The organism is Pseudomonas sp. RP-B7 (assembly GCF_059803535.1).
The window spans coordinates 636,291-654,209 of the sequence record NZ_JAPFHC010000001.1 but is presented as its reverse complement, the minus strand read 5'-3'; the positions used below and the strand labels follow the sequence as shown (position 1 = coordinate 654,209).

The 17,919-nt window shown below is 59.2% G+C and carries 12 protein-coding genes; 3 read left to right on the top strand and 9 right to left on the bottom strand.

The window, feature by feature from the left end:
• The 3 genes from OPU96_RS02855 to OPU96_RS02845 all read right to left on the bottom strand — a co-directional run.
• Window positions 1–1,727 (bottom strand): DUF6531 domain-containing protein (locus tag OPU96_RS02855; protein WP_498558613.1); only part of this gene is annotated, 1,727 nt, incomplete at its 3' end.
• 98 nt (window positions 1,728–1,825) lie between these two features.
• Window positions 1,826–4,909 carry an efflux RND transporter permease subunit gene (locus OPU96_RS02850; RefSeq protein WP_498558612.1) on the bottom strand — a complete coding sequence of 1,028 codons (3,084 nt, stop codon included), beginning with the start codon at window positions 4,907–4,909 and terminating at the stop codon, window positions 1,826–1,828.
• A gap of 2 nt (window positions 4,910–4,911) precedes the next feature.
• The gene (locus tag OPU96_RS02845; RefSeq protein ID WP_226457169.1) at window positions 4,912–6,018 is read right to left on the bottom strand and encodes an efflux RND transporter periplasmic adaptor subunit; all 1,107 of its coding nucleotides are present in this window, start codon (window positions 6,016–6,018) and stop codon (window positions 4,912–4,914) included.
• 194 nt (window positions 6,019–6,212) lie between these two features.
• Between OPU96_RS02845 and OPU96_RS02840 the strand changes: the two genes are divergently transcribed.
• Window positions 6,213–7,073, top strand: coding sequence for a pirin family protein (locus tag OPU96_RS02840; protein ID WP_498558611.1), 861 nt, complete (start codon window positions 6,213–6,215; stop codon window positions 7,071–7,073).
• A gap of 75 nt (window positions 7,074–7,148) precedes the next feature.
• Here the strand turns inward: OPU96_RS02840 and solA are convergent, their stop codons facing one another.
• Genes solA through OPU96_RS02820 form a run of 4 tightly spaced genes read right to left on the bottom strand, consistent with a single transcriptional unit; the run spans window position 7,149 to window position 10,994 of the window.
• Window positions 7,149–8,297, bottom strand: coding sequence for an N-methyl-L-tryptophan oxidase (gene solA / locus OPU96_RS02835; protein ID WP_498558619.1), 1,149 nt, complete (start codon window positions 8,295–8,297; stop codon window positions 7,149–7,151).
• Window positions 8,298–8,302: 5 nt separating this feature from the next.
• Window positions 8,303–9,214, bottom strand: coding sequence for an EamA family transporter (locus tag OPU96_RS02830; RefSeq protein ID WP_498558610.1), 912 nt, complete (start codon window positions 9,212–9,214; stop codon window positions 8,303–8,305).
• Window positions 9,211–10,074 (bottom strand): methyltransferase, encoded by an 864-nt coding sequence (locus OPU96_RS02825; RefSeq protein ID WP_498558609.1) that lies wholly within the window; start codon window positions 10,072–10,074, stop codon window positions 9,211–9,213. The genes OPU96_RS02830 and OPU96_RS02825 overlap by 4 nt, the downstream gene beginning before the upstream one ends.
• 2 nt (window positions 10,075–10,076) lie before the next feature.
• Window positions 10,077–10,994 carry a pyrroline-5-carboxylate reductase family protein gene (locus OPU96_RS02820; protein WP_305392515.1) on the bottom strand — a complete coding sequence of 306 codons (918 nt, stop codon included), beginning with the start codon at window positions 10,992–10,994 and terminating at the stop codon, window positions 10,077–10,079.
• 283 nt (window positions 10,995–11,277) lie between these two features.
• On the opposite strand from OPU96_RS02820, the gene OPU96_RS02815 reads away from it, so the two are divergent.
• Window positions 11,278–12,723: a mechanosensitive ion channel family protein gene (locus OPU96_RS02815; RefSeq protein WP_192299761.1), complete on the top strand. Its 1,446-nt coding sequence runs from the start codon at window positions 11,278–11,280 to the stop codon at window positions 12,721–12,723.
• A gap of 18 nt (window positions 12,724–12,741) precedes the next feature.
• On the opposite strand, the gene OPU96_RS02810 is transcribed toward OPU96_RS02815, so the two are convergent.
• Window positions 12,742–14,892 carry a TonB-dependent siderophore receptor gene (locus OPU96_RS02810; protein ID WP_498558608.1) on the bottom strand — a complete coding sequence of 717 codons (2,151 nt, stop codon included), beginning with the start codon at window positions 14,890–14,892 and terminating at the stop codon, window positions 12,742–12,744.
• 193 nt (window positions 14,893–15,085) lie between these two features.
• Here OPU96_RS02810 and OPU96_RS02805 point away from each other — a divergent pair, with 193 nt between their 5' ends.
• Window positions 15,086–15,865 (top strand): acetoin reductase, encoded by a 780-nt coding sequence (locus OPU96_RS02805; protein ID WP_192299759.1) that lies wholly within the window; start codon window positions 15,086–15,088, stop codon window positions 15,863–15,865.
• A gap of 67 nt (window positions 15,866–15,932) precedes the next feature.
• Here the strand turns inward: OPU96_RS02805 and OPU96_RS02800 are convergent, their stop codons facing one another.
• Window positions 15,933–17,783: a sigma-54-dependent Fis family transcriptional regulator gene (locus tag OPU96_RS02800; protein ID WP_305392517.1), complete on the bottom strand. Its 1,851-nt coding sequence runs from the start codon at window positions 17,781–17,783 to the stop codon at window positions 15,933–15,935.
• Window positions 17,784–17,919 lie beyond the last annotated feature (136 nt).

The following is a 17,919-nucleotide window of genomic DNA, read 5'->3' as shown; positions in this document are numbered from 1 at the left end:
AGCGAACGCCCGACACCGTTGTCCAGCCGCTCGATGCGCCCCAGCACATCCCGGCAAATGCGCAGCCGGTTGTCATATGCATCGCTGATGGCTGTCAGCAAGCCGTCTTGAAAGTGGTAGAAACGTGAGGCCTGGGCCAGTACCAATTCACCAGGCAAATCACCCAAATAAATGGCCGCTTCGGCCAGGCTATTGGTGATCGCGGGCCGAGAGGCCGTCGGCAAGGGCAACAGCGTCGAGCGGTTTTCATGATCGGTCCACACCACCGAATCACCGGAAACCACCAGCCGGTGGGCCAGCGCATGACTCCAGCCAAACCCCAGCCCGCAGTCCATTTCCACGGCACTGGTGCGATACAGCCGCGTCCATTCGAACGACAACACCCCGTCCAGCACACCGTCGGTGAGGGTCAGCAACTCCTCCCCGGTGACCATCGACACCGGGCAGCCGTGGGTCGCGGTTTTATCCGCAGCCGCAGCGGCATCGCCGTTGGGGTTCTTACCCGTGGCGGGCACATCATCGACAAGCTCCTGCCGCACCAACGTGGTCTGCTGTCTGGACTTGCTCCGCACCGCCGTCACCGGGTTGGAAACCAGCTCGGTCCCGGCCTTCAACTGCGCACTCGGCACCCCCGAAATCGGCGTCGCGGGACTGCCCAGCAACACCGGTTTGGCTGCTTCGACATGCGCCTCCAGCTTCGATCCTGCCAACTGCTTGGCCAAAAACTCCAGCCACTGGCGCGCCCGGCCAGACTTGACGTGCCCGAGTACCTGAACACCCAGGCGCACCACAACGCCCATCACACCGGCGACCCGGATCAGCAGCAGGGCGATGAGCACCTCGCTGGTGATTTCGCCCATCAGTTCGCTCATCTCTTGCGGCGGCAGCAGGCGCATCCAACTGACCATCGCCGACAGGTAGATGAACAGCAGCGGTTCATCGCTGAGCACCAGCAAACCCTTGGCAATGCGGTCTTGGCCCAGTGCCAGCAGGTCGTCGAGTTCGGTTTGGGAGAGGTAGTGCAGCAGTTTTTCGCTGTTGGGCTTGAGGTCGGCCAATAGCTCATACAGCTGTGGGATGTTGTCCCACAGGTTGTAAAGCGCCTTGCCCATGCCAGTCAGAAACGCCGTTTCTTCCAGCCGGCGGCGTGCAAGCGGGCTGGCATCCGTGTAGTCCTTCCACTGGGCTTCGAATGTGTTGGTCCACGCTTCGCGCAGGCGCGCTTCCAGGTCGAGGATCACGTCCTGGTAGGACGCATACAGCACCTTGAGGTGATCCTTGGAAATATTGGGGTAGAAACTGACCCGATACTGCTGGTTGCGCTCACACTCGGTGATTTCGAGGATGCCGCTGGGGCCGATGGTCTTGTGAATCGGCTCGCCCAGTGGGCCGCCATTGGGATCAACGCGTTGCAGCATCACCGGCGTGTTGCCGATGGGCACGAACCGTGTGCTCTGGAACAGGTGCACCAGGGTCAACGTGCCGTTGGCCTGGCATGTGGCGAGGGTGCTGCTGGGAATGATGGAGCGGTTGACCGGCGCAACCAGCGCCACTTCATCACCGACCTTGAACACCTGCTCGACCTCCAGCGCCGAAAAGCTCCAGAAGCTTTCAGCCCAGTCGTCAAAGGTGTTCAGGCATTTGCGAAAATCGTGTAGGACGGCCTCGACATCGACCGTCTTCGCATCCATTGGGGTCAGGGCCAGCCTGCCAATGGCCGGGTTCACGAAACGGCCCTTACAACATGAAACTCCATCTGCAATCCCTCGCACTGTGAAATCAGGCGAGGGACTTTGCAGAGGATTTCAGGGCAGGGGAGTAGAGCTTATCCGGCGCTAGCGTGGGACGTTTCGACAACTGGCGTCTTCTGTCGCCCCAGCACCAGGCTGCACAGCGCTGGCAGGAACAACAGCGTCAACAGGGTACCCACCAGCACCCCGCCGATCAGCACGTAGGCCAGGGACGACCAGAACACCGACAACGTCAGTGGGATAAACGCCAATGCCGCCGCCAGCGCGGTGAGGATCACCGGCCGTGCACGGCGTACCGTGGCTTCGACAATCGCCTCGCGGATCGCCATGCCGTGTTGCTGGTTCTGGCGGATCTGGTCGGTGAAGATCAACGTGTTACGCATCAAGATCCCGCCAATCCCGATCAGCCCCAGAATCGCGTTGAACCCGAACGGCTGGTTGAACAGCAACAAGGTCGGCACCGCGCCAATCAAGCCCAGCGGTGCGGTGGCGAAGACCATGAACATCACGCCGAACGAGCGCACCTGGAACATGATCACGGTGAGGGTCAGCAGGATCATGATCGGGAACAGTGCGGCCAGGGCGACGTTGGCCTTGGCGCTTTCTTCCACCGGGCCACCGATGTCGATGTGGTAACCGGCAGGCAGTTGGGTGATCAACGGTTGCAGGTCTTTGTAAACGGCCATTTCCACGTCGGGCGGTTGTACGCCGTCGATGATGTCGGCGCGAACTTCGACAGTGGTGGTGCGGTTGCGGCGCTTGAGGATCGGCTCTTCCATCACCGCCTGGAAATGCCCGACCTGGGCCAGCGGCACGGCGGTGCCGGCGCTGTTGGTGAGCGTCATGTTGCTGAGGTTGCCAAGGTTTTCGCGCTGGCTGCCTTGGGCGCGGGCAACCACGGACACGGTGCGGTTGCCTTCGCGCACTTCGGTGATCGGGTTGCCGCTGAGCAGGGCGTTGAGCTGGGACTTGACCTCGTTGGGGGTGAAACCCAGCAGGCGCAGACGGTCTTGATCGAGCACCAGGCGGTAGCCACTGCTGCGCTCGCCCCAATCGAGGAAGGCGTCTTTAGTCAGCTTGTTGGCCGCGACGACTTTGCGCACGTCTTCGGACACGCTGCGCAGTACCTCCACGTTGGGACCGGAAACACGAAACACCACCGGGAACGGCACCGGCGGGCCAAACAGCAATTGCGTCACGCGAACGCGGGCGGAAGGGAATTCGCCTGCCGCAATTCGCTCGCGCATGCGTAGCTTCAAAGCATCGCGCGCGTGGGAATCCGCCGTCTGTACGATCAACTTGGCAAATGCCGCGTCAGGCAATTCCGGGTTCAGTGACAGAAAGAACCTTGGCGCACCGCCGCCCACGTAAGTGTCGACCAGGCGGGTTTGCGGTTCTTGCAACAGGGCTTTTTCCAGCTGTGCGGCCACCGCTTCAGTGCTTTTGAATGCGCTGCCGGGCGGCATGTACACCTCCAGGATCAGTTCGGAGCGGTCGGAGTTGGGGAAGAACTGTTTTTTCACCGCGCCCATGCCCAGCCCACACAACACAAAGGCCGTCACCACCAGACCAGTGACCAGCCAGCGATGTCGTACGCAGCGTTCGACCAAATCGCGCAGCCGTTGGTAATAACGTCCGGCATAAATGGCGTCATGCCCGCCGGGTACCGGCGTGATGTTCGGCAGCAGTTTCACGCCCAGATAGGGTGTGAACACCACCGCCACCAGCCAGGATGAAATCAATGCAAAACCGACGATCCAGAAGATGTTGCCGGCGTATTCCCCGGCGCCGGAGCGGGCAAAACCCACGGGCAGAAAGCCGATGATCGTCACCAATGTACCGGTCAACATCGGCGCGGCGGTGGAGCTCCAGGCAAAGGTTGCGGCGTGGACCCGGTCGAAGCCTTCTTCGAGTTTCACCACCATCATTTCGATGGCGATGATCGCGTCGTCCACCAGCAGGCCCAGGGAAATGATCAGCGCGCCAAGGGTGATGCGATCAAATTCGCGGCCGGTGAGCAGCATGATCACAAACACCACCGACAGGGTCAGCGGCACCGCGGCGGCCACCACCAGACCCACGCGAAAGCCCAGCGCCAGCAGGCTGATCAGCATCACCACGGCCAGGGCGACGAAGAATTTCAGCATGAATTCGTTGACCGCCAGGCTGATGTTTTTTGCCTGGTCGGAGACTTTCGCGAAGTTGACGCCCAAGGGCAGGTCTGCCTGGATTCTGGCTTCCTGGGCCTTGAGGCTCTTGTCCAGTTCCAGGCCGTTCCAGTGTTTTTCCATGATCACGCCGAGCATCAGCGCTGGGTCACCCTGGTGGCGGATGCGGTAGCTGGGCGGGTCTTCGTAGCCGTGGCTGACGGTGGCCACATCGGCGATGCGCAGCACGCGGCCGTTGACTTCCAGCGGCACGTTTTCGATCAGCGCCAGGCTGTCGAAGGCGCCGTCGATACGGATGTAGGCCCGCGCACCGGCGGTCTCGACAAACCCCGACGGCGCCACGGCGTTTTGCGCGGCCAGTGCGGTAAAAATCTGATCCGGCTTGATGCCCAGGGTTGCCAGGCGCTCGTAGGAAAACTCGACAAATACCCGCTGCGCTTGTTCGCCGAGAATATTGACCTTCTTCACCCCCGGCAGATTGAGCAAACCCTGGCGCAGTTCTTCAGCCATTTGCACCTGTTGCCGGTGGGGCAGGTGTTCGGCTTCCAGTGCGTACAAGGCGAAGTACACGTCGGAATATTCGTCGTTGAACAACGGGCCGATCACGCCTTTGGGCAGCTTCGCGGCTTCGTCGCTGAGCTTTTTGCGGGTTTGGTAGAAGAGGTCCTGGATCTCGCCGGGGCGGGTGGACTCTTTGAAGGTCATGCGCATTGACACAAAGCCCGGCTGGGCGATGGTCTCGACGCGGTCGTAGTAGTCGAGTTCCTGCAGGCGTTTTTCCAGGCGGTCGGCAACTTGTTCCTGCATTTCCGCGGCAGTGGCGCCGGGCCAGGCGGCGGTGATGGTCATGACTTTGACGGTAAACGACGGGTCTTCGGCGCGACCCAGTTTGCCGAACGAGAAGATCCCCGCGGCCAGAATCGCCAGGATCAGGAACAGCGTGACGGCCCGGTGTTTGACCGCCAGTTCGGAGAGGTTGATGCCGCGCATGCTCAGTGGTCCCTTTTGTGGTTGAGGGCCAGTGCCTGGGCGGGTAGCAGGCGCACCGCATCACCGCTGTGCAGCAGGTGGGCGCCGAGGGCGACGATGAGTTGGCCAGGGGCCACGCCGCTGTCGAGCAGGGCGTCTTCCTGGCCGAGACTGACAACGTTGACCGGGGCGAAGCTGACGCTGTCGTCCGCGCCGATCAGCCACACGCCGGTGCCTTGCCCGGCGTCGTGCAAGGCGCCGATGGGCACGCGGGTTTGCACGGCCTGGTCGTTGCCTTGCAGGCGCAGAGTGATCGTCGAGCCGAGGGCGAAACGATCGACGGTGCCATGCAGCACGTAGCGGGCGCGGTAGGTGCGGGTGGCCGGGTCGGCACTCGCGGACAGCTCGCGCAGGGTGGCGGTGACCGCCTGGTCCGGCGCGCCGAAGGGGAACGCCAGGGCGCGCTGGGAGGCTTGGTCACGCCTGTTTTCCGGCAGGTTGACGATGGCTTCACGGGCGCCGTCATGGGCCAGGCGTGCGACGATCTGACCTTCGGCGACCACTTGGCCGCGGTCGACCCGCACGTCGGTGAGGATGCCGTCGCCATCGGCCTTGAGCACGGAGTAGGTGCGGCGGTTCTCGATCTGGCTGGCGTCGGATTGGGCCGACGCCAACTCGGCTTCGGCGACGCGCAGGTTGGTCGCCGCTTGGTCGAAGATCTGCCGCGACACCGCGCCAGTGGTGGCCAGGCGCTGGTAGCGGTTGGCATCGTCACGGCGTTGGCGCAGTTGGGCCTGGGCGGCGTTGACGCGGTTCCTGGCCGAGCGCAGGGCCAGATCGAAGTCGCCGATGTCCAGCACCAGCAGGGTGTCGCCACGGGACACGTGTTGGCCGGGATCGACTTTGCGCTCAATGACCTTGCCGCTGACCCGGAAGCCCAGGTCGCTTTCCGTCCGCGCCGCGACCACGCCGGTGTAGGCGCTTTGCTGAGTGCTGGCGGCTTCGACTTTGGCCGCGAGCACCGGACGGGGCTGGGGAACTTGGGCGGCAGTGTCGGCCTGGCTGTTGCAGCCGCTGAGCACGATCAGCAGGGCCAGGGCGGTGAGAGGGCGCAGGGGAGGAGAGTTCATGGCGGGCTCCGGGGGATTGTCGCTGTAAATTACGGGCGTAATATTCCGACAAATATTATGCTCGAAATATTAATTGGTCCAGTCCTCTGTGGAAGTGGGGTTATCGTTCCGCCAGTAGGACAGTAAAGGTTGTTTTTGCCGTCTAGCGCTCAATTGCTACCGGATTTAAGGTGTATCCACTTTGGAGGAACACCATGAAAAAACTCATCGGCATCTACACCAGTCCACGCGGCCATTGGGTCGGCGACGGTTTTCCGGTGCGCACGCTGTTTTCCTACGACAACCTGGGCAAACACATCAGCCCATTCCTGTTACTGGACCACGCTGGCCCGGCGGATTTCACCCCGACCACTGAGCGTCGCGGCGTAGGCCAACACCCCCATCGCGGCTTCGAAACCGTGACCATCGTCTACGACGGCGAAGTCGAACACCGCGACTCCACCGGCGCCGGCGGCATCATCGGCCCGGGCGATGTGCAATGGATGACGGCCGCCAAAGGCATCATCCACGAAGAATTCCACTCCGAAGCCTTCGCCCGTAAAGGCGGCGCGCTGGAGATGGTGCAACTGTGGGTCAACTTGCCCGCCAAGGACAAAATGGCCGACGCGGGTTACCAGACCATCGTCGACACGGATATTCCGCTGCTGCCATTGGCGGATGACGCCGGGCAGCTGCGCTTGATCGCCGGGGAATTCGCCGGGGCCAAAGGCCCGGCGCGGACCTTTACGCCGATTGATGTGTGGGACTTGCGCCTCAATGCAGGTAAACCAGTGACCCTGGACCTGCACGCCGGGCGCAACAGCGCGCTGGTGATCCTGCGCGGTACGGTGCTGGTCAACGGCGAAAACGTCGCACGCCAGGGGCAGTTGGTATTGTTTGAGCGCGATGGCCGCCAAATCAGCCTGGAGGCCAATGACGATGCCAAGGTGTTGTTGCTCAGTGGAGAACCGATTGACGAACCGATCGTGGGGCATGGCCCGTTTGTGATGAATACTGAGCAGGAAATTCATCAGGCGTTTGAGGATTTCCACTCGGGTCGGTTTGGGCGGATGTAGGGCTGATAACCTATCGCATAACTGTTGTGGGCAAGTCCATGCTAAAAGGGCAGCCCCTTAATCAGCGTTCAAAAGTTATGCGATGTTGAAACGATCGGATGAGAACTCTGATAGAGAAAGACAGGGTTGTTGGCCGACAGCCATGTTGGCCAACGCATCGCCGATTGATGGTGCGAATTTATATCCATGTCCTGAGCAGGCAGATGCGAAATAAGTTGCCGTCAGTGTTTTAGAGTTGCCGATCAGAAAAGATTCATCCGGGCTCATTGTATAGAAGCAGTTCTTTGCTTGTGCTGGCAAATGCTCAAGTTTCGGGAATAGGGTTTTAACAACATCGGAGATCTCGGCTATATACTGCTGCTGGACTGGAACATTCTTCCAGTCAGGAATGGCTGGGTCTTGTTGTCGATTGTGAAAGCCGATTTTTACACCGGGCTCATTACTGATGATAGAAGGTACACCGTAGAGAATAGCTCCGTCGTTACGTTCATAGAGGAAGACAGGGAAGTGTTCTTTAGAGAATAGCTTCTCAAAGCCCATGTTTGGCTTGAACCAATAAACCGGAATTCGACGTGGTTCAATGCGATTGTTGAGCTCCGGTAGAAAGTTGTTGGTGATCCATGGTCCCGTAGTTAAAACTATCGATTTTGCATGATGTGTGAGTCCGTTTTTTGTTGTTACTCGTATGCCGGCATCATGATTTTCGATTTTTACGACGCTGTCACCAAATTCAATCATCGCGCCCTGTCTTACGGCTTCGTTCAACATCCCCAGTCTAGCGTCGCTAGCTGAAATCGCATACGCACCCGGTTCGTATACCACGCGGATGTTATTCCGAAAATCAAATGCAGGTAAGCGCGCCCTAGCTGTTGATGATGTCCAGATCTCGTGCTCAATATTTCCTTGAATTGCAGTTTTTATACTTCCGGCCACGACGCTGCTAGAGGTCGGGCCAATGAAAACTCCTCCTGTATCAAATAGAATTTGGTGCCCTATCTGCTTTTCTAGTTCGTGCCAAAGCAAGTTGGCATGATTAAGTAGCGGGAGGTATTTTTCGCCCTCCCAGTAAGCGCGTCGGAAGATTCTTGACCCCCCTTGTGAGGAACCGTAACGATGTGTGGGGCCAGAAGCGTCAATGCCTAGAACGCTAGTGCATTTTGGCGCGGCTCTCCACAGAGTGGCTGCGCCCATTATTCCAAGTCCCACAACGATTAAATCAAGCATGTGTTTCACGTGCGGCTCCTCTTTTTTGGTTGTCGGGAGGCTATTGTGTCGTATGTGATAAGTGCCCCCAGAATAATTATTGTCGTGATTAGAGTAATCAGGGAGGTTGTCGGCATGTTTTGTTTTTCGGAAGTGAGTGATATCGTTATGAGTGTAAGTGGTAGTGTGAGTTGCAGGGCGCCAGTGAGTGAAAGTGGTATTTTTCCAGTCGCGTAAGAAAACATGAATAGGGGAACTGTGGAAACAGCGCCAGCCAGCCAGATTATATTTGATGACTGTGGGGGTAGTTCGTGGGGGTATGGAATAGTGAGATTGAAAAGTAAAAAAGCTGGCGGTAAGCAGAGTGTTAAAAGCACGGTTTCAATAAATAATCCATTTGCAGCGGTTAGTGGGGTGGATTTTTTTATGTATGTATAAAGTCCCCATGTTATGGCTATCAATAGGTAGGTCGAGTGGTTTATATTTTCCGTTAGTGAAATAAATAGTGCGATGCAGCCAAGTGTGGTCAGGAGGGATGCTGTTTTTTGTGTGCTGATCGGCTCTTGATAAATTACGATGCCTAGTGCGATTGAAATGAAAGGAGCCAGTAAATAGCCAAGCCCCGTTTCCAGAATATATCCATTGATAGATGACCAGATAAATGTGGCCCAGTTTGCGGCAATGAAGAGTGACGCAAAGAAATGTCGAAGAACTGTTCTTGGCCTCAAGATGTTTAGCGGGTGAGGGGGGCGAAAAACTAAAATACAAATACTGAGGATAAAAGCGGAGAGTATTATTCTGTAAACGACTAAAGTTGTGGGGGTTACGTCGCCAAGCGCTCGCCAGTAAAGTGATGATGATCCTAGGATGAGGTTTGCGAGCACCGATAGAGTGATCGGTAGTACTTGACGATTAATGTTTTCTTGTGGCGAGTTCATGATGGGTGTTTCGGGTTATGAGTAAATTGAATGATTTCATATGACCAAAAGATATTTCCGTTGTTGTCAATGGAGTACGCGGCCTTGTTTTGCCTTTCCCAGTTTTTGAATTCTTTTTTCAAGTGTTCACTTAGTGTTTGCCACTGATTCGAGTAGTGGTTAAGTGGGAGTGTGTGGCGCTCAACAAGTTTGTGCAGTAGAGGCGGGTTGTTGTTATGTCTGCGGTTGTATCGTTCTAATACATCACGTATCCCCATCAGCGAGTTGAGACCGACGATCGCTGTTCCCGTAGGCTCTAGATGTCTCGGGAGATCTTCAAGGAAACGCATGATGACCGCGTCACCGTAGAACATCGCGTGGATCGGCAATTGTGCGGTCTGATTTTTTGTTTCCAACCGTTGAACGAGTGAGCGGGAGGGCGTTCGCCAGCCGGGGGGGTTGAATACGATCGTTTGGTATTTTCTTTCAGGGAGGTTGGCGAAAAGGTCGCTTGCAAAAAAAGATATTTTACTGTCCTTGAAGTTTAAATGTTCGTTGATTTTTGCCTGTTCAATTGATCTCGCGGAAATGTCGCTGGCCGTGATGTCTTTATTGCCAAGTTGGCGTACCAATAACGCATGAACACCACTCCCCGTACCCATATCCAAAAAACTGCTATTGAGTGCTCCAGAGTTCAATGACTGCACCAGGTAATGGCCCAGTCTGACACCTGCCAAACTTACTTTGAAAACGTCGGGGGTATCAGTCAGTATCAAACTTTGACCTAGGCCGAAGTATAATTTATATGTGCTTTTCAATGTGCTCGGGGGTTCGTGGGTTAGGTGGTAGCTCGCTATTCCGTGATCAATCAATCCTTGCATTTTCAGTCTCCTTGGCCTAGTGCTGTTGAGCGCTCTCTAGCCTGTTTTAACCCGCAGACAATAATTTCTCGAAGTTTCTGATGGTTAAAGAAATTTATCGCCTGCATTGTTGTTCCTTCAGGTGTTGTGACTTTTTCACAAAGTGTCATTGGTGGTGATTGATTGGCTTCAAGAAGAGATGTAGTTCCCCGCAGTGACTGAATTGTCATGGAGGTACCTTGTTCTTTATTGAATCCGGCAAAAACAGCATACTCAATAAGGGCCGCCGCAAAATAGGAAATATATGCAGGGCCTCCGCCAATCAAAGCCGTCGCGGAGTCAATGAGTGCTTCGTCCTTTATCATCATGACTTTCCCTAGGCTTGAAAAAATCACCTCGGCCAGCCGGATGGTTTTCTCTGTTGCTTCAGGGGCGAACGTCAGTGCGGTCAAGCCTTGGTTGATGGCGCATGCGAGGTTCGGAATGGCTCTGCAGACTTGTACTGTATTGAGCTGGGCCGCGAGCTCGGGCGTAGATATGCCGGCCATGACTGATATTATTGCACCGTCAATTTTCTCAAGCTTCGATATTTTTTTTGAAAGCGCTTTGAACGATTGAGGCGGAATTGCGAGGATTATACAATCTGACTTTAGAAGTTTTGGCAGGCCTTCGACTGTATTGACACCCATTTTAGTCATTTCATCCCTGCGTGCAGCATCAGGGTCAATAGTCGTTATCGATATGTCAAGGCTTGAACGTTTCAAACCAAGTGCAATGGCGCTTCCCATATGGCCCGCGCCTATAATTGTGACCTCAATTGTTGTCTTGGTCATCATGAGTTCTCTGTTTGTCTGATGGGTATTGCTCTCCTGTATGTTTTCAGATTCATCCAAAGTTTGACTGGCATCAAACCTTGAGCTTCCTAAAGGTGTGTAGTCCATTTCTGGTGTAATTAAGTTTTGGCAACGGATACGGCTATGACTATTTGCTGGACGGTTTGGGTAGGTTTGCGAGAGTGAAGCAAGTTTCAGAACTTTCCGAAAGATCGCTCCTGTATCTAATCTGAGACCTTTTATAAGTCGCTCATGTGCTTGCAGTCTTGAGTGTCCAATGATCGGACGGCTAAGTCGGTACGTCGCACCCTAGCCCCACATTTTTCCCCGCGCTATACCCCACATCTCGATTTCATGCGATCTTCTCGCCATTCGCCCTGGAGTCGCCTGGATGCCCTCATTTATCTCCGATCACCCCATGCTCTGTGCCCTGGGGCTGATCTTTATCGACATCGCCGTCTGGCGTCTTATCTCCGCCGACCTCGCCAACTGGAAGCTCGCCGCGCGGCTGGTGATTTTTGCGGTGTTCAGCGCCGTGCTGTTCAACGATGGCATGAACCCCATGCTGGTTGCGCCCTACGCCGACAACACCGCACTGCACATGGCCGCGACGGCCTTGCAGATCGGCTGGTGGCTGTTCGCGGCGCGTACGCTCACGGTGCTGCTTGGCGCGTTGATGATGCAGCGGGTCGGTCACACCGGGCGGTTGTTGCAGGATCTGCTCGGCGCGGTAATTTTCCTGATTGCGATCATCGCCGCTCTGGCCTACGTGCTCGACCTGCCGGTCAAGGGCGTGCTGGCCACCTCCGGTGCGGTGGCGATCATTGTCGGCCTGGCGCTGCAAAGTACTTTGAGCGACGTGTTTTCCGGGATCGTGCTCAATACCACCAAGCCCTACCAGCTGGATGACTGGATCTCCATCGACGGCACCGAGGGCCGTGTCACCGACATCGACTGGCGCGCCACGCGCCTGCAAACCTCCCAGGGCAGCCTGGCGGTGATCCCCAATTCCCTGGCGGCCAAGGCCAAGATCATCAACTTTTCGCGCCCGGCGGATATGTTCGGCCTGGCGGTCAGCCTGCAAGTCAGCCCCCATGCACGCCCGCAAACGGTGATTGAGGCCCTGGAGCGGGCGATGCAAGGCTGCCGACCGTTGCTGGCGAATCCGGCGCCCAGCGTGGCGTTCAAAACCAGCGGCAGCGCGGGCGTGGAGTATGAAATCAGCGGCTTTGTGCCGGCCATGAGCCTCAAGCGCGAGGTACGCAACCAGCTTTACGACCTGGCTTTCCGTCACCTGCAATCGGCGGGTGTGAGCCTGTTGTCCGCCACCGAAAGCAGCACGCCAGCCACTGCATCGGCGGCGCGGGCGCTGTTGGAGCGTTCGTCGATTTTCTCGACCCTGCGCCAGGAAGAAAAAGACACCTTCAGTCAGAACATGACCCTGCACACCTATCGCACCGGCGAGATGATTCTGGCGGCAGGGGAGGTCAGTGATCATCTGTTCATCATCGAGTCCGGCGTGGTCTCGGTGATGTTGACCAAGGGAGGCCACAAGTTCGAAGCCGGGCGCATGGGGCCGGGCGAGGCGATTGGCGAGGCGGGAATCCTGTCGGATCAGGCGGCGCTGGCGGACTTTTCGGCGAAGACCTTCTGCACCCTGTACCGCATCGAGAAGGAATACCTCAAGCCGTGCCTGGATGCGCGCCATGACATCAGCGAGGCGATGAAAGCGCTGTTGGATTTCCGCCTGCACGCGGCGCAGGCCCTGACCCAGGAAACACCCGTGGTGCCGGTGAAGAAGGGCTTCTTGCAGTGGCTGAAAAAGCGCGGGCTCTAGGCCCGCGCTCGCGTTCGATCAGAAGTTCACCGTGGCACTCAGGCGCGCGGTCAGTGGCGCACCCTGGAACAGGTAGTCATCGCCCAGGTACTCGCCTGCGTCGCGCCAGTAGCGCTTGTCGAACAGGTTGTCGACGCTCAGGCGCAGCACCGTCTCATAGCCGTCTACCTTGGTGGTGTAGCGGCTGCCCACATTGACCACTGCGTAATCGCCGACTTCCACCGTGCCGTCGCGGTTGGCGGCCTTCTTCGCGCTGTACTGCACGCCGCCGAGCACCGCCAGGCCGTTGACCCACGGCAGCGCGTAGTCGGCGTACAGGCTGGCGCGCAGCGTGGGCACGTTGATCGCCTGGTGGCCCTCGTATTGCGCGGTGCCGCTGCCGGTGACCCGTGCACGGATCGCCGCCACGCTACTGGAAATCTGCAGGCGTTCGGTGGCCCAGCCATTGGCCGACAGCTCCAGCCCGGTGTTTTTCTGCTCGCCTTGTTGCACGTAGTTGAACGCGCCCGTGCCGTCCGGCTTGGCGTACTGGTAGGCCTGGCGGGTCTGGAACACGGCGGCGGCGAAGCTGATGCGGCGCCAGTCGTATTTCACCCCGGCTTCGAGCTGGCGTGAGGTGGTGGGGGCCAGGGTTTCGCCGTCGTTGGTGGTGGTCCATGGCGCTTCACCGCCCAGGGACAGGCCCTTGCTGTAGCTGGTGTACAACGACAGGTTTTCCACCGGCTTGTAGATCAACGATGCCTGGGGCAGGAATTCGTATGTCTGGGTGTGGCGTTGCTGGTTGCCGAACTCATCAAACGCCTTTTCATCCAGGCGCACTTCGCGGCCTCCGAGGATGGTTTGCCATTGCTCGTTCAGGCGAATGCGGTCGGTGACGAACAGGCCGTACTGGCGGCTGTCGAGGCGCCGGTGCTTGTCGTTCAGCGGGACGTCGGTGGGGGTGAAGGTCGGGGCATCCACATTGATGTTGGAGCTGCCGATGTATTCGTTCACTGACTTGCGCTTGTCGATCACCCGGCGAAAGGCGCTGGTGCCGAAGGTCAGTTCATGGCCCAGGCTGCCGGTGTCGAACAGCCCGGTCATGGCCGCCTGCACTTCGTCGTCACGGCGGGTGTCGTCGGGGCTGCGGTAGTCGTAGACGTCGTAGTCGCCAGTGGGGCCGAAGGTTGCGGTGCCGCAATCGGTCACGTAGAAGCAGCCGTAGGCAAACGAGCTGTAATCGTCAATCACCACCTTGCTGCGCGCCGCGCTGACGTTGCCTTTCCACTGATCACTGAAGCGGTACTCGAACTTGCCGTTGAGGTTCAGCGAATCGATCCCCACCGGCTTCGAGTCGCTCTGGTGCCCCAGCAGTTTTTTCGGCGAGGCGTCGTTCGGCACTTCAGTGCCGCCGAGCAACTGGTAGCCCGGCACCGAGCGCTGTTGCTTGTTCTGGTATTCGGCGTCCAGTTGCAGCACGGCGTCGGGGCTGATGTTCCAGTCGAAGGCCAGGGACAGGAAATCGCGCTGGCCATTGGCGTGTTCCACATAGGAATGCAGGTCTTCATGGGCGACGTTGGCACGCAGGCCGAATTGCTTGTCGCTGCCAAACCAGCCGCCGACGTCGGTGGCGATGTAGCCGCTGCCGCGATCATCGGTGGACACCGTCACCGAACGCACATCTTCCGGGCGCTTGGTCACGTAGTTGATCACGCCGCTGGGCTCGGAAATGCCGCTCTGCAAACCGGCCAGGCCCTTGAGCACCTCGACCTGCTGCTTGTTTTCCAGGGCGACGTTCTGCTCGCCGGTGATGGTGCGCCCGTTGATCTTGTAGCTGCTCGCCGCGTTCAGCGAGAAGCCGCGCACCACAAAGTTTTCGTAGTAGCCGATGGGGGCGTAGCTGTCGCCCACCGAGGCGTCGTTGCGCAACACCTCACTGAGCAGGCGTGCTTGCTGGTCCTTGATCAACTGCGCGTTGATCACCGCGATCGACGCCGGCGTGTCGAGCAGAGCGGCTTCGCTGAAGCCGCTGACCGACGCGGTTTCGCTGCGATAGCCGGTTTCATCCTGGCCCAGAACGTTCACCGCCGGCAGTTCCAGCTCGGCCGCGAGGCTGCTGCCGATGCCGCCGCTGAGCAGCAGGCCGAGGGCGAAACGTGAAGTGACGACGGGACGAAAACGCAAAACCATGGGGGCAGGGCCTTAAAGCGCGGGGCGGGGGGCGCATAAGCTAGGCATAAGTGCACACTTTTACAAGGCTTCGAGAATGATTCGCGGCTTGAGACAACCCGTCTCAGCCCTCACGCCGATCCAGCTGCACCTCGACAGCGGGCGTGCACAGCTGCGATAGACAAGGCTTCTCTCACTGTTGCAGGAGATTGTCATGGGTATCGCTGGAAAAGTTGCGCTGGTCACCGGCGCCGGGCAGGGCATCGGCCGGGCCATTGCTCTGCGCCTGGCACAGGACGGGGCCGACATCGCCCTGGTGGACATCAACGGCGCCAAGCTCGAAGCCGTTGCCGCTGAAGTCGTGGGCCTGGGCCGCAAGGCGTCGGTATTCGTCGCCGACGTGTCCAAGCTTGAGCAAGTGGTGGCCGCGGTGGAGCACGCGCACCAGACCCTGGGAGGCTTTGACATCATCGTCAACAACGCTGGGGTGGCGCAGATTGATTCGCTGCTGGAGGTCAGCCCGGAGCAGGTCGAGCGCACCTTGGGCATCAACGTGCAGGGCGTGCTGTGGGGCATCCAGGCCGCCGGCAAGAAATTCAAGGCACTCAAGCAAAAGGGCAAGATCATCAATGCCTGTTCCATCGCAGGCCATGAAGGGTTCGCGCTGCTGGGCGTGTACTCGGCGACCAAGTTCGCGGTGCGTGCGCTGACCCAGGCGGCGGCCAAGGAACTGGCGAGCGCGGGGATTACCGTGAATGCGTATTGCCCCGGCGTAGTGGGCACGGACATGTGGGTGGAGATCGACAAGCGCATGGCGCAGATCACTGGCGCCGAAGTCGGGGCGACGTACAAGAAGTATGTGGATGGCATTGCATTGGGCCGGGCGCAAACGCCAGAGGATGTCGCGGGGTTGGTCTCCTACCTGGCTGGGCCGGACGCGGATTACATGACCGGCCAGGCGCCGCTGATCGACGGCGGCCTGGTCTACCGCTAAGCCTCTAGGTGGGCTCGGTCTAATGTGGGAGCAGGCAAGCCAGCTCCCACATTTTGATCCCATTGTGTCAGGTGGTTTTGTTGGGCATGTCGATACCCAGCTGGTTGACTCGGCGATACAGGGTTGCCCTGGAGATCCCCAGCGCCTGCGCCGTCGGCAGCGGCTTCCAGCGATGGCGGATCAACGCATCGAGCACCAACTGGCGCTGCGGGCTGACGCTTTCTTCAACCCCCACCGCCACCTGTTCCCCACGCACTTCCACTGGCAGGTCCGTCACTTGCAGCGTGTCGCCGTCACACACCGCGCAGGCATACGCCAACACGTGCCGCAGTTGCCGCACATTGCCCGGCCAGGCGTAGCCCAGCAGTAACTCCAGCGCGGTGCTGGCGATACCCACAGGCTGCGCTTGCTGCTCCAGCAACCGATTGATCAACGCCAGCTTGTCGGTACGCTCACGCAAGGGCGGCAGGCAGAAACGCGCGCAGCCGAGGCGGAAGTACAGGTCTTCACGAAAGCGCCCCTCACTCACCAACCCCGCCAGGTCGCGGTGGCTGGCGCAGATCACCTGGATGTCCACCGCGCGGGTTTTCGCCGCGCCCAGTGGGGCCACTTCGCCTTCGGCCATCACCCGCAGCAGGCGCGTTTGCAGCGCCAGGGGCATGTCGCCGATTTCATCGAGGAACAAGGTGCCGCCGTCGGCCTGCACCAACAGCCCCGGCATGCCCTTGCTGGATGCGCCGGTGAAGGCCCCGGCGACGTAGCCAAACAGCTCGCTTTCAATCAGGTTCTCGGGAATCGCCGCGCAGTTCACCGCCACGAACGGCCCGTGACGCCGGGCGCTGCGTTCATGCAACTGGCGGGCGAACACCTCTTTGCCGGCGCCGGTTTCGCCTTGCACCAGCACCGGCAGGTTGCGGTCCTTGACCCGTACGGCCAGGCGCAGGTGTTCTTCCACGCGCGCATCGACCTGCGGGGCAACCGCTGCCCGTGTCGGTTTGCGCCGCGGCGCGTTGATGCGAACGTGCAGCGCGCCCGGTTCCCCCAGCAGCTGCAGTTGTTGGGTTGATTGCTCGCTGACGGCGCGCAATGCATCCAGGTCAAACACCTCGCCGATATGTTCCGGCACCTGGCCAAAGCGTCGCCGCAACGCCTGGCGCGCCTTGCTGTTCAAGGCGTGCAGGCGCCCGTCGCGGTCCCAGGCCAGCAACAGATCGGGCTGGCTGTCCACATACCCCGGCGTGCTGTGGGCTTGTAGCACCCAATGCTCGCGGGCGCTGTGCATGAAGAAGGCGTTTTCGATGGCCTCGGCACTTTGCGCCACCAACTGCCGCACCAGGTGCTGGCTGCGCCGGTCATCCGGGGATTTCAGCGCCGAGGCGTCCATGACCCCGAGCAGGTTGCCCTGGGGGTCGAAGATCGGCGCGGCGGAGCAAGTCAGGCCGATGAAGGCCGCGCGGAAGTGATCGCGCTTGTGCACCGTCACCGCCGCCTTGCTGGTCAGCACCGTGGCCACGCCGCAGGTGCCTTCTTCGGCTTCCGACCAGCAGGTGCCCAGGTACAGGCCGGCCTTGCGGCAGTCGGTGCGGATCGAAGTGTCCACGCGGTGGTCGATGGTCTGGCCCTGGGCGTCGGTGAGCATCACGCAATAATCGGCCTGGCGCACACGGTGGTGCAGTTGGCCGACGGCTTCAGCGGCGATGCGCATGAACAGTTCGGCGCGCTCGCGGCATTCCTTGAGCAAGGGTTCACTGAGGATGCGTGGCCCCTGCAAGGAACCGGGGTCGAGGTGATGTTGTTCCATGGAGCGCCGCCACGAATCGAAGATCAGCGACGGCACCGGCGCCTGGGGCAGGCGGTCGGCATTGCGGACCACGCGACTGACGCAGTCGACGTGTTCCCTGGAGTTCGCGGCGAGCATAAGGCCTCCGGTTCTCGATCTTTGTTGTTATGCCCGCCATTAAGCGCGCATGCGTCGGGTCGGACAAGCGCGGCCTGACCAACAGCCCGGGATGAGACGCGGCGTCTCAGCAAGCCTGAGACGCGAACTGCGCGGT